The organism is Ehrlichia ruminantium str. Welgevonden (genome assembly GCF_000026005.1).
Lineage (GTDB): Bacteria > Pseudomonadota > Alphaproteobacteria > Rickettsiales > Anaplasmataceae > Ehrlichia > Ehrlichia ruminantium.
Map to the genome: position 1 here is coordinate 218392 of NC_005295.2, position 22988 is coordinate 241379.

Consider the following 22988-nt stretch of genomic DNA (forward strand, 5'->3'; position numbering starts at 1 on the left):
GAAAAATATGTATAGGTACTTGATATATGGAATAGTAAGTTGATGATTCCCTATAAAGACAATAATTTTTTAGTTTTTTGGATATTGTGATTTGTTATCTTTGAAATGTGTTATATATATCAATATATTATCAGTTAATGTACTTATGGATTAAAGATTATTGGGTCATATAAGCAATGTTTGGTTTTTTATGCAATATGGTATCTGCTTAAATTAAAAGTAAGTGTTAATATTATTACATTTAAGGAAATAATTAGTATCTTAGAAATTAACAACTATGGCATGCTGTATCTTTTGATATAAGAGTGTGTTTTTAATGTAGAATTAGTGATTAAATAGTAAAGAATTTATGATCTAGTAAGAGTTTTAATTCGTTGTTAGATCATTGGTGATATACTTAATTATTACTCGAAACTTTGTTTATGCAGGTATTAATATCTTTAATTCTTTGAAATTGTGGTAAATCTGTAAAAATATTGTACAAAATAATTTTCTCTATTTTATAAGTTTATTATTAACTGGATATAAAATATGAACATATGCAGATGAAACGTATATAGTTAACTTTACAATAATAGATTGGTAAAAGTAAATTTGACAAATTGATCAATATCTTAAAATGAGTTGAGTGGAAAAGTATAAGAGTAATACTGGTATTTCTTATTTTATAAGGATTAGAGCACTTAATATATACATAACTATTGAGATTGTTTAGTAGATGAAAGAGTAAAAATATATTTTCTAGGTCTCTATAACTACCTATAAGGCATGATGATCTACAAATGAAAAGTGTATGGTTAACTTTACAATAATGGATTGGTGAAAGTAATTTTGACAAATTGATTAATATCTTAAAATGAGTTGAGTGGAAAAGTATAAGAGTAATACTGGTATTTCTTATTTTATAAGGATTAGAGCACTTAATATATACATAACTATTAAGATTGTTTAGTAGATGAGAGAGTAAAAATATATTTTGTAGGTCTCTATAACTACCTATAAGGCATGATGATCTGCAAATGAAAAGTGTATGGTTAACTTTACAATAATGGATTGGTGAAAGTAAATTTGACAAATTGATTAATATCTTAAAATGAGTTGAGTGGAAAAGTATAAAAATAATGTAGGTGTTTTTTTTTGTTTATAATTGAATTAAAGTGCTTAAAGATATTTATATAGTTATTACTCAGATTAAAGATTTATTGTTAAATAACGCATCTTTTAAAGATTATGGTCATATTAATACTATAAAGTTTGACCCTCAAGATACAGTAATTAGAAATTTAATTAAATTAAGCTAGTGAACAAAGAATTTGTATTATATTATTTTAGGTATCTATTATCTTTACAGTTTAAATAAGAAAGCAAGGGTTTATTAATTATATAGTGAATGAAATATATTATTACTGAGTATATCATGTTTATTATATACATTATTCACTATTCACAAATTCAGTGTATGTGATAAACCTAAATAATTATCAGATATTAGGGGGTATATTTTTTCGTAAGAGCTTACATTAATGTAATTATTAATAGTATTTTTTGTTTTTAAAAGATATAAATTCTACTGTTGTTTGTTACTGCATAACAATATTCAGTGATAAACAAGGATTTACAATAAATACACTTGCCTTTTTAAGAATATTTTAGTAGTTTTGAGAATCATATGATACTTTATGATGAGTATACCTAATGAGTAGTTCGTTACCTGTTTTACAGGTTATTATACCTTTACTTTCTGCAGTAATATGTGCTTTATTAAAAAATAGTACATTGGTGAAAATTATATCATCTATTGTTGTAGTAGTATCTTTTTCCATTGCGTTGGTATTGTTCTCTCAGGTTTGTTCTGCTGATGTAATCAAATACAGCCTAGGGGGGTGGATCGTTCCTTATGGCATAGAACTTAAAGTGAACATATTTAGTGCTACTATGCTTGTTTTAGTAAATTTTATTGCTGTAATGAGTATATTGTATGGCATATATCCTAGCATCAGAGAAATAGGTGTTAACAAGATACCAAGTTTCTATTCTGTATTTTTGCTATGTTTAGGTGGTTTTTTGGGGATATTAGTATCAAATGATGTTTTTAATATCTATGTTTTTCTTGAGATTTCGTCTATTTCTTCTTATATTTTGGTTGCAATGGGAAAAGATAAAGCTGCTTTAATAGCAGCATTTGATTATTTAGTAATTGGTACAATTGGGGCAACTTTTTATTTAATAGGTATAGGCTTTTTGTATGCTATTACTGGTACATTGAATATTGGAGATTTGTTTCTAATAATTCATGATAATTTGCTGGTAACAAATAGAGTTACACAGATTGCAATGTTATTTATTATGGTAGGTTTGTTTATAAAGACAGCGCTATTCCCATTTCATAAATGGTTAATACAGGCTTATAGTTTTGCTCCTTCTTTTATTTCTGTGTTTTTTTCCGGTACTTCTACTAAAGTTATGATATATCTCATTATAAAGATGATATATGACGTTTTTAAAGCTGATTTTGTTTTTGTGACTTTACCTTTTAATATTGTTTTTATGTGTTTTGCTGTCTTGTCAATAGTTTGTGGATCTTTACTTGCAATTTTTACTAGCAATATTAAAAAGATATTTGCTTATTCAAGTATTGCACATTTAGGATATATTGTATTTGCAGTTAGTTTAAATACTAATTATGGTTTGGTTGCAGCTATAGCTTATATTATTAGTCATAGCTTGGTTAAGTCAGCATTATTTATGATTGTAGGTAGCATTGATTATGGTTGTGGTAACACACATCTGAAAGATTGTGCAAACATGTGGGAAACCATGCCAAAAATTACATTGCCATTTATTATATTATGTTTAAGTTTAATTGGTATGCCAGTTACTTCAGGGTTTATTGCTAAATGGTATATTGTTGATGCAGTTATAAAGTCTAATTTTTGGGCTGGTATTTTTGTGTTGCTTATAGGTTCTGGGTTATCTATAGTGTATGTTTGGAAAATAGTTGAAGCAGTGTGTCTTCGTTCACCTGATAATAAGGTAGTTATATCGTCGTTTAAAACGCCAAATGTTATGGTATTATGTATTTGGATAATGGTAATTGCTTCTATTATTGTGGGAATATATCCAATTCCTTTAACATTGATTTCTAATAAAATAGCGACATTGCTATTATATTGAGATATCTATTTGAATTTTATTATTACTAAATGACTTATTTGGATGGTGAGTTACACTCAAGTAATGATAAAAAATGTAAATTAACTACCCATTTCTAGTTAATTTATACCTAACTGTTAACTAAATCATTCTTATGAGGAAAATGTAGTAAATCTTACTACCTTATATAATAACTATGTAAAAATCTAAAGAAATACCAAGATAGTACCTCCTCTTAATATAAAGAAGTTATCTACTTCTACTTTGTTCTTTACTTTCAAATACTTGAGATACTGAGTCAATAGTAAAAGTTGTGCTGTGTGCAACATGATGTTCTGGAGTATAATTCTTATCAAATGGTTTATCCATACTACCTATATTTTCTTGAGTACTTACAGATGATTGATCTTTAGGTTGAAGTTTTTTCTTGAGTTTTTTATTGTACTTAAAGAAATAAGTACTACCTATCACTAATAGAAGTATTAGTAACGCTATCGACTTTGGGTTACTAACTATATGTAATAATAAGTTATAAAAATCATTTAGCATAACATTATCTTAAATAACCATCACACAACTATCATTATATTCCAAAAATGCATATAAGCATAGTAAATAATTAATGCTATAGCATGTTTTTTGTTTTGCCTATAAAGTTAAGTTGTAATCATTAAATAAGTTTATTTTCACTTTGTAATATATTACTGTATTTGTTTAGTTTTCGTATAATTCTACCACTTACTTCAATCAGCCTTATATTTACTGGTAATAATGCAATTCTTCCTTAGTATTAATAGTTAATATAAATAAATTAATACTTAATTATAACATAAGTTTAAGAATATTACTAGTAATGTATTGCTGTTGTTTGATTTTTATGTCTGTTATTAGTTTAGCATATTATGCTGTTAAAAATATATGTTAATAACACTATTGAGTAAATGAAACTATTATCTATGTAATAAAATTATGTTGATGCTTAAATCTAATGTGTATCTTATAATTGAGCTTTTATTGATGGTAATTCCTTAAATTTTATTTAAACTCAATAATGTCAAATATTTATATTATCTTTATTTAGTTGTTCATCCTATTGGTTAGTTATAATATGCTTGTTGTCAAATTTGTATTTAACAATTGATATTGACTACTTAATAAGTGAATCTATTATTTTAGCAATAATTGCATTGAAACTTAAATCTGAATGTGTATGTTCTATTAAACCTTCACTTACGATGACTTCTTGATCTGATCCAAGTTCGATATCAATGTGCTTTTTTCCTAACATATTGCTGTTTAATATAGATGCTGAACTATCTGAAGGTAGTAAGATATTTTTCTGTATGCACATTGTGACTATAGGAGTATAGCTTTCATTCAATGATATTGAAGTTACTGTACCTATTTTTACTCCTGATATTGTTACTTCATCTCCTATGTCTAACCCATCTACATTTGAGAAAAATGCTTTAACTGTGTAACAATTACGTAAGGTATTTTTATATGGTAATTTGTTAAATGCTATTATCCCAATAGATATTGCTCCTGCTAACACTAGGAATCCTATAAAAATTTCAATAATATTTGATCTATGCATAAAATACCGATGTTAATATGTTTTGTGTTATTTAAAAGACTTTTGAGGATGGTAGGCGTACTTAGTTCCGGTTAAATTTGGTACATGTAGATTTTTTTCTGCAAGTTTTGGTAATTGATTATCTGTATAATGTAACCATATATGCCATAATGCAGGAACTTTTGTTGGATCAACTTTACCGTTGTATATTACCCATCTTTTTTCACCAGTTTTTGTTAAAGAGTTGTAATAACGATTACCTAATATATCTTTGCCAACTAATTGTTTGTTTTTTCTTAGCATAAGCCGTAAATTACTAAAAAGCTGCATATTTAATGATAAATTGTAACTATAATTCTATACTAATATAATACTGATGATGATATAATACAATTATTAACTATGTATGTCGTTAATTATTTTATATACTAAATTAACTTGATAAAGTTGTGTATTTAGAAATTACTTATGAAATGTCCTTTCTGTAATAATATCAGTACTAATGTTAAAGACTCAAGGTCAATAGAAGATGATATGTTAATCAGAAGGCGTAGGGTTTGTCCTGTATGTAATTCTAGATTTACTACTACTGAAAAGCTTCTACTTAGGTCATTGATGGTAATTAAAAAAAATGGAGGATTAGAGCAATTTGATAAAAAGAAACTACTTTCTTCGATTCTTATAGCTACAAAGAAACGTCCAGTAAGTCATGATAAAATAAATATGATGGTAAATAATATTTTTTATGAGCTTGAAGGCAAAAAAGATAATGCTATTCCAACTGATGTTATTGGTAAAATGGTTATGGATAATCTTTTTAAATTAGATAAAGTTGCATATGTTAGATTTGCTTCTGTATATATGAACTTTAAGAATATTAATGATTTTAGTAATATAATAGCAAAAATAATTAATGAAAATAACCTATGATATAAGTTAGTGGAAATTTGTTATTGCTGATACATTAATTCTTGAATTGTTTGTAAGGTTGTGTTATTTAATTGGCAATAGCCTAGGGCATTGCTATCAATTGTAATCTTATGGGGGTATAGCTCACTTGGTAGAGCGTCTGCTTTGCACGCAGAAGGTCAGCGGTTCGATTCCGCTTACCTCCACATTTTTTATATAATAACACTTTATCTTACTGTACCTTATAACTACAAAGAAATACCAGAGTTGTGACAGAATAAATATGGTTATGGGTAATATTTTTTATTCACTAGAGGGCAGAAATAGTACTATTTTGACTGGTATTATATGGTATTTATAAAATGCTTATGGATAATCTTTTTGATGGATTTAAACTTATAATAGATAAGAACAGTTTTTATGTGTTATTTTATATCTTGTGTTTGATGTGTATCTGCATATGTGTAAGTTATTATAAAAATGTTAAAGTAATTACTGTCTTATATTAGAAAAGTATGTAGTAGTTATGTGGCCATTATTATGAGTTAATATATCTAAGTCTATAACTTATTGATTATATAAATTAGCCTTTTGTGATTATTATTAATTTATCAATATATAGTTTTCAATATCATATACTAGAATCATATAAATAATGTGTAATGAGAATTTATTCTGTGAATTAGTTGTTTGTGATAAGTAATTTTATATATGTAAAACTTATGGTGAGTAATTTATTTACTATTGATTCATGTCTTCTAATTTTTCATAGTCATATATAAAGTACTGTAAGATTTTGTAGTAGGTTGTGATTGATAAGAGCATGTAGTATTAGCTTAGTTATTATTGAATTATAAGCAAAATGCTATGTGTTTCTATAGCTGGGATTTATTGTAATAAGTATTTGCTATAATTAGTTACTTAACATCAAGAAGTAGTGATTAGTAGGGCTATATAATTGCTACTAATTTGAAATCTTGTGATTTTTCAGATCACATACTAATGATTATAGGATTGTATAATTAGTATATGTAATAGGAACCTGTTATGTATAATTAAATACTTGTAAATGCATGGTTACTTATATTAAAAAATAACAATTACTTGATTAATTAGAGTGATAATTTTTTTTTCAATAATGTATAAGTTGCAAAGTTCTTTAGTTATCCTGTACAGCAATTTACATATATTGTGCATATTGTATAGTTTATTTTGTACTGTTATATACTTATCAGTATTGTTGGTTTTATAGAGTTATGTTATATCTATGTGCGGTTTATGGTAAAATGTGTATCTTACTATTCTATTATTTACTTGTCTTATTATTTTGATTTATTTTGTAAGTTGTGAATATTCATACACAGTACTGTTAAATACTTAAAATGTATAATGAAATTAAATCAATAATTGCTATTGTAATAGCCCAAAGTCAAGATTATCAATAAATATATGACCATGCTTATTGATATATACATTGTTTTCGTGAGGTGTTTGTAGTCCATAGTATTTAATTACATTATTGAACGCACTTAATGTGTAATCATAATTGTAAGTTTTTTGTATAGTTTTATAGAAATCTAGCATTTCGTCATATGCCAGGTTAAACGATATCTTATATCTACCGTCTCCAATATCATCTCCTATAATAACTTTTTCTTTTTTGAGTGGAAAGTATGTAATATTAGGGAGTGTATCTCCAATTGAATGGATTATACTGTCTTGATTTGTTATTGATAAGTTGTTATCTTCTTGGTTTTTTTGTGGTATTAACTGTTTTTCATCCTGTAATTCATTATGTGGTTTAAAGTTATCTATTGTGGTATTAGCTAAGGATTTTGTGTAATTAATTTGTATATTGTTTTGAGTGTTATCCATATGGAAAAGAGATGATATGTGTTTTGTCAGTGCAGTGTTTGATAAATCAAAAATTGGATTACCTGCTTGATCAGAAAAAAATGTTTTTGTCTGATAGTTTTTATTCTCTTCGATGGAGAGATATGTATTGTGTGAATCTAGTATTTCATGTACTGTGTTGAAAAAATGTTTAGTAAATCCTGATATTGGAGCATCTTCTCTATTAACTTCTCTTACATTATTACAATACTGAAAAGAGTTATCTCCATCAAAAAAGAGGTGAGTATTATTATCTTTAGGAATTAGTGATATTTGTTTATCTTTTAATTCTACATTAACTATGTTCTTATTGGTATTTGGGTCTAAATTGCCTTTTACGATTTTAAAAATAAATTGTTTGTTCATATCTATATCGTTTGAGCAGTCTGGATGTGGATTTATGTAAAAATTAGTATGCCGTAAGATTTTTACTGCTGTATTGTAATCATCTATTAATTCTCCATCATATTTTTTATCTGTGAAAAAAAAGTTACCATTGTGTACAATGAGAAATATAGGATTATCTTCTATTATTTTTTGTGTAATATCATTTTTAATATTGTGAAGTTTTATACTTCCATCTTTGTTAATTTTGTGTTTTGTTATGTCAGAATAACTGAAAATGAACTTGTCATTTGTTGTAGAATGATAATGTTTATATTGTAGTGATTCAGGACTTAATTTTGCAAATTGTTTATTAGTATTATGTAATTCTGTGATTACAGCACAATTTATTGGTATGTTATGATTATGTGATTCTGGAGTGATTTTAAATAGTGGAATATTGTTGTATTCTTGTTGGATTTTATAGTACTTTTCAAGATTTATTTCTTTTGATTTTTCAATAATGTTTTCTGGTTGGATGTAAAATGGATGATAATTATATGAGTATTCTTTGCCGTATTCATTACAGATAACTAGTAAGTAAGATTCTTCTGTTTGACTATTAGTGTTCTGTATTCGATCTATTTTTATGTATCGGTATTCATCTGGAATTTCCATATATTCGTCATTGACATAGTTATTGTATGGTATGTAAAACTTATTACCTACAAAAAAATAGTTTTTTGATGGCATGATTATTTCAGTGTTATTATCATTTCTGACTATTGTTTGATATATGTTATGATTACAAAAAGAATTTAGTTTTTTTCCTACTTCTAGTTTTAACAAGAAATTTTTTTGTATAGGAAGTTCTATATTTTCTTTCATATTTTTTATCGTAAATTTATTGTTATTTGTTTTATGTATATGTTTTATATTATGAAGAAAATATTAATTTATTAATATATAGGGTTTTTTTTATTAAAAAAACAAAGTATTAATTTAAGATAATAAATCAAATAATTAATTTATTAATTTTTTAAGTTGACATTTTAAGCATTATATATATGATGCTATTCCAAATTATATTTAGAAGGATGAGGCTTATGACAGGTTCTTTTGGTGATAATACTGCCATTAAAACACATACTAATGACTATTTAGGTCTGAAACATGATGTGTTAAACAAGGCGTATTATATAAAAATACAAGATTTGAATTTGGATATAGGAGTACATACTAAAGATGTTCTTTCTACTATAGAAGCTGGAAAGATTGAAAATGATATACGTAATGCAGTTAGTAATTTTAAAGAACATTTTTATAACATTGACGTTGATCATGGGCCAAGTAAAGTTGAGATATATCTTGTTGATGATATAAATCAGTACAAACAGTATTCTGCTCAATATGGCTTGTCGAACGGTAATGACTCAAAGGGTATTACATATATTGAAGATAAGCATGCGCCTTATCGTGTATATTTGTATAAGGAAAAAGTGTCTGAGAATGGTATAGAAAAGGATAATATTGTTGGGTTGAGGCATGAATTAAGTTATGTATTACAAGATCATGTGTCGGGACATAAGTTAGCTGACTATACTGAGCGGAGTTTTATTGCGAATTTCTTTAAAGAAGGTATAGCTGACTTTTGTGAACATCATGACTCTATATTACATAATATGTCTATGGATAAAGAAGTACTTGATGAATTTTTTAAGGATAATAATTTAAGTTCGTCTAAGATTAGTGAGATATTAAGGGAACGAGTTCATGAATATGATATGTCTGGTAAAACTATAAATGCTGCTCTTAGAAATTTAGGGTTTGTAGCTGTAAAGGTAGTTTCAAGTTTTTCACCACGTATATTTGAGCAATATTTTGATGATATTAAGGATGAACAGAGCAGGTTTATAAGAATAGATCTAGATAAGATGGATGAACAGTTAGATCATGTTGTTAAGAATTGGATACAGTCAGATCTAAAATCCTTAGAAATGCAGTATAGGGTGCAACATAATATACCGGAAGATGTAAAGTTGCAGTATGTTCCGGATGATTATCATATATATCAAGACATGCAGAATCCTAAGGTACATTTTATAAAGTATGCTCATCTTGGTAATAAGGCAGAAGAACTTTCATCGAATACTATGGATTATGAAAGGCAACAGCTTTCTGAGAAAGAAGTTAATACTTATAATCATGGTACACATTTAGAACATGCTAGAATGAATTATGATCTTCCACCTAGTGTTATAGCTGATGCACCTACTTCTTCTGGAGGTGGTGATAGTACCATGGTTATTGGTAGTAGCCAGGATTTTAAAAATAATGTCTTTAATAGTGTGCGTGATATAAAAGATAATGATTTAATGTTAACTTTGAAGGTACATACTCTACAACGACTATCTGATGATAGGATAAATGAGATAAGACAAGGATTTTATGATACCGTAGAAAAATTCAAAAGTAATTTTGGGTTAGAAAGTAATGGTAAGGAAACTACCTTTGAACTATATTTATTTGATACTAAAGATCAATATGAACACTATGGTAAGCTTTATAATCTAGGAATAAGTGGAGCTGGTGGTGTAACTTTCTATGGGAATGACCGTGTTCCATCGAGAATTTATGTACATAAGTTTGGAGACATTTTAAATTTAAAGCATGAATTAACTCATGCTCTAGAAAATTATGCATCTGGGTATGCTTTACTTGGATCTAAGATAAATCATGATATCTTTTCAGAAGGATTAGCAGAATATATAGAGAATGATGATAGTTTTATTATTAAAGGTTTAAAAAATAAAGCAAGGACATTAGATGTTTTAAAAATGAATCCTGATGATAATCAGGATATATCAAATAGTAAGGTAATGACAGAAGATGTACGCTTAAAATATAATGTAGGGCATGCATTTGTAACCTTCCTACAAGAAAAACATGCTGATATTATTCCAGAATATTTCAAAGCATTGAAGGAACACAATTTTAGTCATGCTCAAGAGCTAGTTCAAATAAGTAGTTATGCGGATTTTAAGGATTGGTTAGAAAATAAGGATATTTCCTTATATTTACACAATATGAATGTGTTAAAATTAGATATGTCAGAGAAAATGTTTTCTCAAAATAATGCTAATGTATTTGAAAGGCCAGGATTAAATCACGAATATTACTATGAAAGTATCTATGATATGGCAGGAAAAGAAGTAGGTAGTATATCTCCAATTGTACATTATGCAGCAAAAAACACTATTCGTACTTGGAATATTGCAAGCTCTGATATAATAGAAATAAATCCAGAATATCATTTTTTAAAGTTAGTAGATTCTCCACTAGGAAAACCTGCCTATGTTTATGCTGATAAAGATGGTAATGAGTATGTTAACAGTAAACATTATGTTGAGTATGTATTTAATATACTTAAAAAATATAATCCAAATCTTAGTCTTAGAGAAAGTGAACTTGATTTAAAGGGAAATTATACTAGTGAAAATGTTAGTAGTGCCTTTGCTAAGATTCCTAATGCTGATCAATTAATGGATAAGTACTTAGATAATATGGGCTCTCATTATAAGGAATTTGTAGCTAATAATCCAAGTCAGCTTAATATTGCAAAAATATATTTTATACAAGATTTTCTTCAAACTTTCAAAGAAGAGCAAGTTAAACAAGTATTGTATGGTGGCCCTAATGTTGATGGTGAGATAAGAAAATTAATTGCAGAGTTGACATATATTGATTTGAAAGATGTAATATCGACAAATAATGTTGATATAAATAGCATTGTATCTAATCCAGATGTAATGTTACATGTAGGTGTATTAGGTCAAGGTGATATAAGTGGGATATCAGTCTACTTGAATGATCAAAAGATCGGTGAGTTATCAACTGAAGGTGGTTATTGTATTAAAGATGTTAAAACTGGTGATATAGATTTCGTATTCCGTGATGCTACTAAGATGATATCAAGCAGTTATCAGGATAAAGCGTATATGGTAGTATCGGAAAATGATGGTGAGTTCTATACTGCACTTATTAATGATATACAAACAACAAAAGATGGTAATATTATCTGGGATAATCAGTTTCATCATCCTAGTATTAGCCATTTTTATCCAGGATATAAAGATTTATTGTTAAATAACGCATCTTTTAAAGATTATGGTCATATTAATACTATAAAGTTTGACCCTCAAGATACAGTAATTAGAAAAGGTGAGTTGTTAGATAATAAAGGTACTGTTAGAACAGATGATGATATTTATCGAGCAGATATTACGCATAATAATCAAATATTGCATCAATTTAAAAGTATGTCCTTTTATATTAATGAACCATCAACTGATAGTTTAGGGAATTATGGTAGTAATTTCTTTATTACTGATGAAGGGAAGAATGTTAGGTTTCAACTTCCTAAGCAAATTACTCATTTAAAATTAGTTAAAGTTAATGGGAATCATAAGTTAGTTCCATGTACTGCAGATGGCAATGAACATCCAGATGGTATGCCGGTTAATTTAACAGATGAATACAGGTATATAGATCCTATTTTTGCTCATACTTTTGAAATTCAGTCCTATTCAAATAAGAGTAAAAGTATTGGTTTAGTAAATTTTGATCAGTATAAGGAAGGATCTTTGTTTAAATTGCAGCATTATAGTGATGATTATCATATTGTTAAAGATGAACATGGTAATGTGATAAAATCTCCTAATTCTCATCATGCAACTAAAGTAGATTTAGTATATGATGGAAAAGTTATTGGTATGCTTTCTGATAATATTAACCAATTTCAAGGTGATGTTTTTATTGCTGTAAGTCGTAATTATAGTCATAGTGATTTTCTTGCATCTAAATATTTTCAAAAAGTAGATGTTCATGAATTAGAGCCTGGAGTATATTATGGACAATATCAAAGAGATGGAATAGGTGATCTTGGTACTGATAGAGGATATACTGATCATACTGTTTTTTATTTTACTGGTAATGACTCATCTGCTATGCAACATAGTGATTCGACAGTGCATAATTCTTCTAGTATTACTCCATATCATAATGATTTTTAATATAGTAAAAGAAGACAGCTGCAACTATATGCTGTCTTCTTTTTAATTAGTTTGTTATAGCTAAAAGTTTTTTATGTATAAAAGATGATAATAAATATTTATTTCAGGGCTTTCGGTAGTTGTATTATTTAGCATTATCCTAAAAAATAATTTTCCCATTTATAGAAACTTCAAGTTATTTATTATAGTTAGAATGTAAATCGGTACTATTAACTCAAGTTTTGTATAATACATATGGGCTAGGTTTGTGTAATTAATATTCTATTTTTGGGTAATAAAAATACATAGGACTATTGATAGTTTGTGTCATATAGTTTGTTTAGTATAGATAAAACTATTCTGATGTACTTTAATGGTTTTTTTATTGCGTAGTATTGTAGCATACGATTCCTAAATTTATGGGAAATGACAGCTATTTATACGTTAGAAGCTAGTATTATTTGTACAGTTTTTTATATGTAATATAATATGCATTAATGGAAACAATATTAATGATTGTTTTTTTAGATGATAGATAATACATACTAAGTATTTTTCATAAGTTTCTAATATAACCTTAGTATTTGGTGTATAGATAAATACTAATACTGATATTAAGTAGAGAACTATGTATTATCTAATAAATCTTAAATATGTAATTTAAGACTACTTCTTAAATGATGATATATATAATTTGGAAATAGTAATAAACTTGTGAATCAATTACTTCTTGTGGTTTTTAATATAAAATCATCATTAATATTAACTTTAAATTTTTATTATCTAGTGTAAGGGTATAAGTGATAGATTTGTTAATTGCAGATATAAGTTAAATATTTTTTATAACGAAAATAACAATTATTTATTTGTAATATTGATGTTAAAAGTCTGCTATTAATGGCTATTTGATACATTATTAATGTAATAGTAATTGACGTTGCATTTGTTTTTTGACATTGTATAATTACTTGCGTTTTTTACATTTTTACTATGGTAAAATTATGAAGAAATTACTAGGTAGTATTATTATTATTGTAGCCGTTATTTTAGGATTTAATTTTCTTAATAGGCAAGATAAAGACTTTAAGGATTCTTTACAAGAAGTACATGTTTATTCCTCTCGTAAAGAAGAGCTACTGCAAGATTTATTTGAAAAATTTACTAAGGAAACTGGTATAAAGGTAAAATATATTATTGATGAAGCTGCTCAACTAATTAATAGAATGGAGAATGAGGGGGAAGCTACATCAGCAGATGTGTTTTTAACTGCTGATGCTGTAAATCTAATTTTAGCAAAAAAGAAGGGACTTTTACAACCTATACAGTCAGATGTTTTAACTAGAGCAATCCCGAGTAAATACAGAGACCATGATGGATTTTGGTTTGGGTTGACTAAACGTGCAAGAGTTATAGTTTATAATAAGAACTTAGTTGAAGATAAAGAACTAAGTACGTATGAGCATCTTGCAAATAGGAAATGGAAAGATAAGATTTTAGTTCGATCTTCTAGTAGTCCATATAATCAGTCATTGATTGCTTTTATGATAGCAAATGATGGTATAGAAAATGCGAAAATTTGGATTAGAGGACTTGTTGATAATATGGCAAGAAAGCCTAGTGGAGGAGATACAGATCAAATCTATGCAGTTGCTGCTGGTGAAGGTAGTGTAGCTATAGTTAATAGTTATTATTTTGGTCGGATTATTGCATCTACTAAAAAGAGAGATCAGGCTATTGTTGAAGATATTGGTATATTTTTTCCTAATCAAGAGACTACTGGTACTATGATAAATATTAGTGGTGGTGCTGTTACTAAAAATGCAAAAAATAAACTAAATGCTATAAAATTATTAGAGTTCTTATCTAGTAAAGAGGCCCAGAAGGTTTATGCTCAAGTAAATCAAGAATACCCTGTCGTGCAAGGTGTAGAGCTTTCAGAAGTATTAAAGGGTTTTGGTCCATTTAAAGAGAGTAATCTACCATTACAAGAATTAGAAAAGCATCTAGCTGATTCTGTTAAAATTGCTGATGAAGAAGGTTGGAAGTAATTTATTAGTTGAGTTGTTATTTAGATATTGTGATCAGTTTGCCTATTGTTATGGTTTAGTGATCATAATTATAAGGTTTATGATATGTTTTTTGATGTTGTCTTTAAGTAGATTGATCATATAAGAATGTAAAAAATTTGTTTTATCTAGTGCTAATACAGGGTAATGTTTATTATTTAAATTAATGGTGTTTTATATTATTGTGTAATAACTTTGTGTATTTATATAAATGCAATATGTGCTGAGATAGTAGTTTATCATGAGTATGCTTTATGTTATTTAAGTGTATTTAGTTATGAGTAAGTTTTTATGGTTTTGATAGAGCAAAATTATTTGTATAATTATAGTAGAACTATCTGTAGTTAATAAGATAAAAGAGGTGTATGTAGGTCCAATACACTTTAAATATGCTTTATTGTAATAATAACATTAAATTAACGTGGCACTATAATTATATTGATTCAAAAATACCTGATATACATTAGGAGAAATACCTTATATTTTTTAAATTAATTAGTATTCTTTAAATTTAGAACACATGAAAAAAAGTAACATTCTAAGATTTTTTTTGAATTATAGAATATTATTAACTGTAATACTAATAACAAACTACCTGTTTTAATTCAATAGGTGAACAACATAAAGACAACAACAGCTTACTACAAACACCAAGAAGACATTAAGTCAACATGAAACGTATATAACAAACTACAAAAATACCTGAACCTAAATAGGGCTTATAAATTATTATCCAGCTGGAAAAATCACGCAGCTTCAGTACTGATAAGACCCTTTTTGATAAACCAAGAAATTCTTTCAGTTGGTTGTGCTCCTACACTGAGCCAATATTTTAACCTATCAACTTTTACTTTTAAGAATGATGGATGCTCTTTAGGAAGCATTGGGTTATAAAAACCTAATAGCTCAATAAACCTGCCATCTCTTGCTACCCTAGAATCAGCAACAACTACCCTATAAAAGGGGCGCTTCTTAGCTCCAAATCTTGCTAGTCTTATCTTTACAGACATGAAAATATAACCTTAAAAAGTTTTAGCATGGCATACATTTTACATGTAATAAAACTGAGAGTCAAATTGAAAATATATTTGTCATTAATATAATTAAGAACTTCCTTTAAATCTTTTTGAAAAGGATAAGAGAATTTGCAATATTCTATTAAAAATAATATGATTAGCAATATAAGGCTTGTAAACATATATATAAATAATAGAAAAATGTCCTGTAAGCAGGAGAATATATCATCAGTGAGGAGGATAGTTAAGTAGAATGAAATTGAAAAAAGCGGTATTGACTACAATTATGTGTAATACCTTGGTATGGTATGATTATGTGTTATTTGGTAATTTAGTAAGTGTTATCAGTAAGTTATTTTTTCCAGCAGAAGATAGATATTTAAGTCTTGTGATGACATTTAGTATTTTTGCGATAGGGTTTTTAATGAGACCTTTTGGTGCAAGTGTTTTTGGTTATATTGGAGATAAATACGGAAGAAGAGCAGCTCTGACTTTGTCAATTATAGCTATATCTGTTCCTATTGCTTTCATTTCTATTTTGCCTACTTATCAAGAAATAGGTATATTATCCCCAATATTACTAGTTGTTTGCAGGTTAATACAAGGTATATCTTTAGGTGGGGAGTCTGGTAATGCTACTTTTTTAATTGAGCATTCTAAAAATGGAAGAAATATTGGATTTTTAGGTAGTTTTGAGACATTAAGTGCTGTTTTAGGGTCTATAATAGCATTATTTGTGACTTTAATATGTCAATATTTTACGCAAGATAATTTTGAAGTATGGGGTTGGAGGATACCTTTTGTTGTTGGATTATTGTTAGGTTTGATTAGTATTTATGTAAGGCGTGTTACTGGTGAAAGTCCAGCATATGATACTCATAAAGAGAATGATAATTTATCTCAATCACCTTTTATAGAATTGTTTAAAAGTTATAGAAGACCTTTAGTACTGGCTACGTGTATAGATTGTATAGAAAATTGTTCTTTCCATATTTTTATGGTCTTTTTTATTACATTTATTAGAGAATTTTCTGATATTCATTTAAATTTGGATGCTAGCAGTGTTAGTATTATTGAAAGTGTCAATATAATCATTTTGGGAATTTTAAATGTATTTTTTGGCTACATTTCTGATTATGTAGGGCGTAAAAAAGTTATGTTGTATGCATCTATAACATTGTTTTGTGTGGCAGTACCAGTATTTTGGTTATTAAGTCAAAGCAGTTATGTTAGTTTAGCAATAGCATATTTGATATTTGTCATTCCATTTGCTGCTTCTCTTGGTCCTGCAAGTGGGGCTATGTCTGAATTGTTTCCTACGAAGGTGAGATATACTGGGTTTGGATTATCTCGTAATATGGCTTCAGCTATAGCTGGTGGTATGGCTCCTGTGATATGTACATGGCTTATAAGGTTTACTGGATTAAAATTTGTTCCAGGACTTTATATTATGTTTTGGGCAATAGTTGCAATTATTGCTTTATGTAAAATAAACAAAAAAGATATACATGTTGACTGGTAATAGTATAGTATATTATATTATATTAATATTTTAATATTATTCTGTGGTTAGTATATGTTACGTCGGTTTTTATGTAAGCTATGTTTTATTATTTTTGATATGGTATCTACTATTATTGCTGTAGTTTGGCGTTAATAAGCTAACTTAATTAATTATATATAGGTTATTTGGATAATCTTTAAGTTTAGGGTGTTTGTTCTATAGTTATAGGTTTTTAGGGTTGGTGTATCTATAGAAGGTAGGTTTTATCAAGTGTTAGTTTTAATGTCGGATTGTTTTTTTTAATCATCATACTGTATGTTAATAAATATATAGTTTTAGGTAGAAGTTATATTTTTTAATTTTTAATGTTTACATAAGTAATTTTGTGTATCTGTACTTATTTTATGTAAAGTACCTATTGTTCTACTTGCTATTTTCTAGCATTATCAGAGCTATTAATTGATATTAGTGGTTCTGGATGGTTGTTTATTTTAATTATTTATCTATCATGTAGGAAAGTTTTGTGTTGTGTAAACTGTACTTATGTTTTTCCTATATTGCATGAATGAGTATTAATAGTAGTAAAATATTATTAATCTATTTTCCTTTCTTGTAATTTATTTTTTTATTTCTAAGCATTATTAAGTCTTAATTGTTAATATCATTTTTTTTCTAATTGTTTATTTATAATTAAAACAGAAGGATTATGTCTTAATGAACTTTAAGCGTTTTTTTTATATTGTGATAATTGTTATTAATTTTATCTTGCCAATGTAATTTGAATTTTTTGTTTACTATGCCTTATTTATTAATGTTTTTTAAAATAGAATGTTAATTCTTCCTAATACTTTGTTTGTATAATTCGCAAAGAAATGTTTTATTTTATAGATTCTAATGAAATTTTTGTGTTTCAGTAGTAATGCAATATGGTAATGAAAATATTATTAGTGCAATTTATTAATATATTTAAATAATTTCCTGTAAAATATTTTGCTATTATAGAATATTAACTTGTTGATTGTTGTTTATTATAGTGATGGTATAAAAAATGCTTTTTATATTATGTGTATAATGTAAAATGTATGCGACCCACTATTCTAGTTTTCTTGCTTCATCTACTAGCATGATTGGAATGCCGTTACGTATTGGAAATGCTAACTTAGCTTTTTGACTAATTAGTTCATTAGTGTCTTTGTTGTATTCTAGTTTCTCTTTTGTTAGTGGACATACAAGTATCTCAAGTAATTTTTTGTCAATCATGTGTATTTTGATAAATTAATTTTGCCTATATGAAAGATTATAACATTTGAATTGTAATAGGACTAATTAAATTAGTTATTGTACGATAAAAAATATAATTTTAATCTTAAATACAAGGTTTTAATTATATTGATACTAGTTGATATTGTGGGGTCTGTGTTATTTTTAGTATTTGTTATAGATATATATTGATGTTAAAAAATTATGACATTAAAAAGGAATATAACTACTAAAGAAATGTTCTATGGTATAGTAAAGTTTTTTAACAAAATATTTGTATTAAATAATGTAACATATATATATTTAGTAATAGTTTCTGTAATAGTATTAATTAAATTGTAATTTTAGTAGTTATAATGTTAAATTATATTATATAAATGAGGTTGATAATTGTATCTTAACTATTGAATGAAAACTTTGTGTTAAAAATAAATGTTAGAGCTTATCGTTGTTGATTGGTATGTATAAGTTATTTTATGCTTAAATACTATATGTTTATTAGTGATATTTATTTTATAGTAGCAAACTATACAAGTTTAAAATAAATTTGAACATTTTTTATTATTTTAAAATATAGTTATCATAATGTGTTATCTGAAATCTCTTATTATCTAATGTCTTTTATATTAAATTAATTATATACTTGTGGTTAGTAATTTGTGAGTATTTTAGGAATATATTATGTTTATACAAAGTTAATAGTGCCAGTGTAGTTATTATTTACGTCAAGTAATTGTTCCAATTTAATCAAAACTTCTACTACTTCTTTGTTATTCATCATATTATAATAGTCAATATTATTTAAAAAGTCATTTGAGATTATTCTAGGACCTATAGCATTAACTTTGATCTGTGGTGATAATACTCCTGCAGCTGCTTTTGTAAAATCTGATAGTGATTTTTTTGATAATGTGTATGTGAAGTATTTTATAGGATTTCTTATAACCATTTCATCAATCATATTGATGACATGCCCTATGGTACTACACTTCTGTGCGAAATATTGAGTTAGAAATAATGGTGCCTGTACATGAAGATTGTAATTTTGCGTAAAAGTTTCAACTGTGGTGTTGATAAAAGTCTGTGGGTAAAAGACAGAAGCATTATTAATTAAACAATTACAATAAGGCATGAATTGAAACGTCTCATTTATCACATAACTTAATGATTCAAATTTTGTTAAATTGGCTTGTATTAAAATACACTTTTGATTGCAAAGATTTTCAATAATATCTTTAAGCTGTAAAGCATGTTCTTTAGAGCTATTGTAGTGTACAGCAATATCATATCCTTTTGTGGCTAGAAATATCGCCATAGCTCTACCTAGCCTTCGTGCACTACCTGTGATTAATGCTCCATTTTTATTAGGTTGAGTGAACATGTTATATAGTTAAATGAGTGAAGTGAAACCCGTAATGATCTAACCATTGCAGATTATTAGTGTAAAACTTACGTAAGTCACTAATATTATATTTTAACATAGTAATTCTTTCTATACCAATCCCAAAAGCAAAACCACTATATTGATTTGGGTCAATATTAACGTTTGTCAAGACATTACTATGAACCATACCACAACCTAAAATTTCTATCCAATCATTCTGATTGCATTTTATGTCAACTTCAGCTGATGGTTCAGTAAAGGGGAAATAACTGTTTCGGAATCTTATTTGAACATTTTTTCCAAAGAATTTATTCAGGAAATAATTAATACAATATTTTAAATGCCCCATATTAATATTTTTATCAATATATAATCCTTCAATTTGATGAAACATAGGACTGTGTGTTGCATCCCAATCATTTCTATAAACTTTTCCTGGAGCAATAACCTTAATTGGATAAATTCCATCATTATTTTCCATTGTCCTAATTTGTACAGAAGATGTATGTGTACGTAGTACAACCCTTTTGTTATTCACTAATGTTTTTAAATAGAAAGTATCATTTTCTTCTCTTGCTGGATGGTTTTTATTGGTATTGAGTGCATCAAAAACATGGAATTCATCTTCTAGTTCTGGTCCATCATATAGTTTAAATCCTAAAGAAAGGAATATACGTTTTACCTCATTTAAAACATTCGAAATAGGATGTAACTTTCCTATTTTTTGAGGACGAATTGGTAGGCTAATATCAACTTTATCTTGAAGTAATTGGTTATCGATCTGTATCTGATGTAATTTTGTTCTATGTGAATTAATTAAGGATTTTAGCTCAGAGTAAATCGTATTAACAACATTTCCTACAGATTTTCTCTCTTCTAGGTTTTTGATTGTTGAAATATTCCTTAAATATACTGTTATAAAACCTGATTTTCCAAAGTAAGCTGACCTGATATTTTCTAACTCCTCAAGAGAAGAAGTAGACAATATCTTATCGGTAGCTTCTTTATGTAAGTTATGTATATTATCCAACACGAGACTTAGTTAAAGCTTCCTTAGTTAAATCTACAATCTGCTTAAAGTTATCTTTATTATGCACTGCCATATCTGCTAAAATTTTTCTATTTAGCGTTATATTTGCTAAAGATAACCCATAAATAAAATCTGAGTACAAAAGCCCATACTGTCTTACAGCAGCATTAATACGCATAATCCATAAGCTTCTAAAAAACCTTTTACGATTACGTCTATCACGATAAGCATACTGTAAAGCTTTTTCTACCCTCTGTAGAGCAACTCTATAACAATTCTTAGAACGTCCTCTATAGCCTTTTGCTAATTTAATAACTTTTTTATGCCGTGCTCTTGTTGTAACACCACGCTTAACTCTAGCCATCTATAACCCCTAAGTTCACATACTTTATCTGCTATATGGCATAAAGAGCTTGATTATACGTGAATCAGACTGATTCATTACGGTAGTACCACGTTGAACACGAATACTTCTTTTACTTCTTTTTGTCATACCATGTCTTTTTGCAGATTGAGTAGACTTTATTTTACCCGTTGCTGTAACACTAAACCTTTTTTTTACAGAAGATTTAGTTTTTAATTTTGGCATCTCTATCCTAAAACTGTCGCAGAAAGCTACATCTTAATCTATTCATATGTATGAGTCAAGTATATTTTCTAGGTTCTATACTGAGAATTTTATGTGATATTATTAATAAAGTTTTAAAAGTATTGTAGTTTAATACGTAGAAACTATTGGTTGACTAATAGTTTACTAATTTATTTAAATTGATTATCAGAATAGAGGTCAGTTTTTACATAATTATTGCAAAATGCACGTCAATAATTTATAAGTGTAGGTATTATATTTTGTGATGTACTTTATTATTAAGGTGTATAGCTTTTGTTTTACAGTAGGAAATTGGAGATAGTATATATGTCAGGTAGTAATAATTCTTTAGCTTCTAATAATAAAGAATCTTCTATGCTGGAGGAGTCTGGTCCTTTAATGCCTAGAGCTGTTGCAGTGTGGTTAGTAGATAATACTATATTGACTTTTGAACAGATAGCTAAGTTTTGTAACTTACATATACTAGAAGTTAAAGGTATTGCTGATGGTGAGGTTGCAAAAGGTGTAGTTGGGTGTAATCCAATTACAATGGGGCAGGTCACAAAGGAAGAAATTGAGTATTGTCAAAATGATCCTACTAGGGTGCCTAAATTAATAAGTTATAGAAACTTTAAGAAAAATAAGAAACGTACAGTAAGATATACACCTGTTGCACGTCGTAGAGACAAACCTGATGCTGTATCTTGGATTTTAAAATATTGTCCAGAAATGCAAGATGCATGTATAGCAAAACTTATAGGTACCACAAAATCTACCATTGCTGCTATTAGAAGTAAAGAGCATTGGAATTCTAGTAATATTAAGCCTAGAGATCCTGTGTTATTGGGATTATGTACTCAAGTGGATCTTGATGAAGCGATTATGAAAGCTCAAATAGTTGCGGAAAGGGAAAGAAGAGTGAAAAATATTAATGAATTTTCTACATCTGAACCGCTGTAATTATTTAAGGTTTATACAGAACATTTTCTATGTGTATAATGTGCTTATGATTGTTACTGTTTTCTAGATAGTATAATGTATTATATTGAGAATAAGTGGATTTTATGTTATATAATAATGTATAATATTCTATTGTAGAATAATGTATGTTATTTTACTATCTTTTTCTTTGTATTTTATGAGTAATTAATACGAGCTTAATGTAATGTAGGGTGCTTCTTAAGTAAAATGTGAAGTTAAGTTCTATAAGTTACTTAGATTGAGCACATTAAT

Annotated in this window: 16 protein-coding genes and 1 tRNA gene; 7 read left to right on the forward strand and 10 right to left on the reverse strand. The window is 27.3% G+C overall.

Features of this window, described 5'->3' with window-relative positions; translation table 11 throughout:
• Positions 1-1695 precede the first annotated feature (1695 nt).
• Entirely contained in the window at positions 1696-3174 is a 1479-nt protein-coding gene (locus ERUM_RS00685) for a proton-conducting transporter transmembrane domain-containing protein (protein ID WP_011154808.1), read from the forward strand.
• 228 nt (positions 3175-3402) lie between these two features.
• Here the strand turns inward: ERUM_RS00685 and ERUM_RS00690 are convergent, their stop codons facing one another.
• The 3 genes from ERUM_RS00690 to ERUM_RS00700 all read right to left on the reverse strand — a co-directional run bounded on the left by ERUM_RS00690 (position 3403) and on the right by ERUM_RS00700 (position 5059).
• The gene (locus ERUM_RS00690; protein WP_011154809.1) at positions 3403-3702 is read right to left on the reverse strand and encodes a hypothetical protein; all 300 of its coding nucleotides are present in this window, start codon (positions 3700-3702) and stop codon (positions 3403-3405) included.
• A gap of 598 nt (positions 3703-4300) precedes the next feature.
• On the reverse strand, positions 4301-4750 hold the full coding sequence (gene mlaD / locus ERUM_RS00695; protein ID WP_011154810.1) for an outer membrane lipid asymmetry maintenance protein MlaD: 450 nt from the start codon (positions 4748-4750) through the stop codon (positions 4301-4303).
• Between the two features lie 27 nt (positions 4751-4777).
• Positions 4778-5059, reverse strand: a complete 282-nt coding sequence (locus ERUM_RS00700; protein ID WP_011154811.1) for an NADH-ubiquinone oxidoreductase subunit NDUFA12 family protein — start codon at positions 5057-5059, stop codon at positions 4778-4780.
• A 138-nt stretch (positions 5060-5197) separates the two neighbouring features.
• On the opposite strand from ERUM_RS00700, the gene nrdR reads away from it, so the two are divergent.
• Both nrdR and ERUM_RS00710 read left to right on the forward strand, forming a co-directional pair.
• Complete coding sequence (gene nrdR, locus ERUM_RS00705; protein WP_011154812.1) at positions 5198-5659, forward strand: transcriptional regulator NrdR; 462 nt, start codon at positions 5198-5200, stop codon at positions 5657-5659.
• A 112-nt stretch (positions 5660-5771) separates the two neighbouring features.
• A tRNA-Ala gene (locus ERUM_RS00710) sits at positions 5772-5844 on the forward strand.
• 1204 nt (positions 5845-7048) lie between these two features.
• On the opposite strand, the gene ERUM_RS00715 is transcribed toward ERUM_RS00710, so the two are convergent.
• The gene (locus tag ERUM_RS00715; protein WP_011154813.1) at positions 7049-8743 is read right to left on the reverse strand and encodes a hypothetical protein; all 1695 of its coding nucleotides are present in this window, start codon (positions 8741-8743) and stop codon (positions 7049-7051) included.
• 218 nt (positions 8744-8961) lie between these two features.
• Here ERUM_RS00715 and ERUM_RS00720 point away from each other — a divergent pair, with 218 nt between their 5' ends.
• Positions 8962-12927 (forward strand): hypothetical protein, encoded by a 3966-nt coding sequence (locus ERUM_RS00720; RefSeq protein ID WP_231837227.1) that lies wholly within the window; start codon positions 8962-8964, stop codon positions 12925-12927.
• A 980-nt stretch (positions 12928-13907) separates the two neighbouring features.
• Positions 13908-14954, forward strand: a complete 1047-nt coding sequence (locus ERUM_RS00725; protein ID WP_011154815.1) for a Fe(3+) ABC transporter substrate-binding protein — start codon at positions 13908-13910, stop codon at positions 14952-14954.
• 764 nt (positions 14955-15718) lie between these two features.
• Here the strand turns inward: ERUM_RS00725 and rpsP are convergent.
• Positions 15719-15982: a 30S ribosomal protein S16 gene (gene rpsP / locus ERUM_RS00730; protein WP_011154816.1), complete on the reverse strand. Its 264-nt coding sequence runs from the start codon at positions 15980-15982 to the stop codon at positions 15719-15721.
• A 259-nt stretch (positions 15983-16241) separates the two neighbouring features.
• Here rpsP and ERUM_RS00735 point away from each other — a divergent pair, with 259 nt between their 5' ends.
• Complete coding sequence (locus tag ERUM_RS00735) at positions 16242-17510, forward strand: MFS transporter (protein ID WP_011154817.1); 1269 nt, start codon at positions 16242-16244, stop codon at positions 17508-17510.
• Positions 17511-18584: 1074 nt separating this feature from the next.
• Here the strand turns inward: ERUM_RS00735 and ERUM_RS04850 are convergent.
• From ERUM_RS04850 to rpmI, 5 genes are all read right to left on the reverse strand, one after another.
• Positions 18585-18752: a Trm112 family protein gene (locus ERUM_RS04850; RefSeq protein ID WP_011154818.1), complete on the reverse strand. Its 168-nt coding sequence runs from the start codon at positions 18750-18752 to the stop codon at positions 18585-18587.
• Positions 18753-19437: 685 nt separating this feature from the next.
• Positions 19438-20133 carry an SDR family NAD(P)-dependent oxidoreductase gene (locus ERUM_RS00740; protein ID WP_011154819.1) on the reverse strand — a complete coding sequence of 232 codons (696 nt, stop codon included), beginning with the start codon at positions 20131-20133 and terminating at the stop codon, positions 19438-19440.
• A gap of 1 nt (position 20134) precedes the next feature.
• Positions 20135-21169 carry a phenylalanine--tRNA ligase subunit alpha gene (gene pheS, locus ERUM_RS00745; protein ID WP_011154820.1) on the reverse strand — a complete coding sequence of 345 codons (1035 nt, stop codon included), beginning with the start codon at positions 21167-21169 and terminating at the stop codon, positions 20135-20137.
• Positions 21159-21530 carry a 50S ribosomal protein L20 gene (gene rplT / locus ERUM_RS00750; protein WP_011154821.1) on the reverse strand — a complete coding sequence of 124 codons (372 nt, stop codon included), beginning with the start codon at positions 21528-21530 and terminating at the stop codon, positions 21159-21161. Before rplT ends, pheS begins: the two co-directional genes overlap by 11 nt.
• A gap of 24 nt (positions 21531-21554) precedes the next feature.
• Entirely contained in the window at positions 21555-21755 is a 201-nt protein-coding gene (gene rpmI, locus ERUM_RS00755) for a 50S ribosomal protein L35 (protein WP_011154822.1), read from the reverse strand.
• A 327-nt stretch (positions 21756-22082) separates the two neighbouring features.
• On the opposite strand from rpmI, the gene ERUM_RS00760 reads away from it, so the two are divergent.
• Positions 22083-22715, forward strand: coding sequence for a cell cycle transcriptional regulator TrcR (locus tag ERUM_RS00760; protein WP_044148603.1), 633 nt, complete (start codon positions 22083-22085; stop codon positions 22713-22715).
• Positions 22716-22988 lie beyond the last annotated feature (273 nt).

Coding starts and splice junctions, on each gene's coding strand:
- ERUM_RS00685 (WP_011154808.1), top strand. CDS start 1,696: ATGAGTAGTTCGTTACCTGTTTTACAGGTTATTATACCTTTACTTTCT.
- ERUM_RS00690 (WP_011154809.1), bottom strand. CDS start 3,702: ATGCTAAATGATTTTTATAACTTATTATTACATATAGTTAGTAACCCA.
- mlaD (WP_011154810.1), bottom strand. CDS start 4,750: ATGCATAGATCAAATATTATTGAAATTTTTATAGGATTCCTAGTGTTA.
- ERUM_RS00700 (WP_011154811.1), bottom strand. CDS start 5,059: ATGCAGCTTTTTAGTAATTTACGGCTTATGCTAAGAAAAAACAAACAA.
- nrdR (WP_011154812.1), top strand. CDS start 5,198: ATGAAATGTCCTTTCTGTAATAATATCAGTACTAATGTTAAAGACTCA.
- ERUM_RS00715 (WP_011154813.1), bottom strand. CDS start 8,743: ATGAAAGAAAATATAGAACTTCCTATACAAAAAAATTTCTTGTTAAAA.
- ERUM_RS00720 (WP_231837227.1), top strand. CDS start 8,962: ATGACAGGTTCTTTTGGTGATAATACTGCCATTAAAACACATACTAAT.
- ERUM_RS00725 (WP_011154815.1), top strand. CDS start 13,908: ATGAAGAAATTACTAGGTAGTATTATTATTATTGTAGCCGTTATTTTA.
- rpsP (WP_011154816.1), bottom strand. CDS start 15,982: ATGTCTGTAAAGATAAGACTAGCAAGATTTGGAGCTAAGAAGCGCCCC.
- ERUM_RS00735 (WP_011154817.1), top strand. CDS start 16,242: ATGAAATTGAAAAAAGCGGTATTGACTACAATTATGTGTAATACCTTG.
- ERUM_RS04850 (WP_011154818.1), bottom strand. CDS start 18,752: ATGATTGACAAAAAATTACTTGAGATACTTGTATGTCCACTAACAAAA.
- ERUM_RS00740 (WP_011154819.1), bottom strand. CDS start 20,133: ATGTTCACTCAACCTAATAAAAATGGAGCATTAATCACAGGTAGTGCA.
- rplT (WP_011154821.1), bottom strand. CDS start 21,530: ATGGCTAGAGTTAAGCGTGGTGTTACAACAAGAGCACGGCATAAAAAA.
- rpmI (WP_011154822.1), bottom strand. CDS start 21,755: ATGCCAAAATTAAAAACTAAATCTTCTGTAAAAAAAAGGTTTAGTGTT.
- ERUM_RS00760 (WP_044148603.1), top strand. CDS start 22,083: ATGTCAGGTAGTAATAATTCTTTAGCTTCTAATAATAAAGAATCTTCT.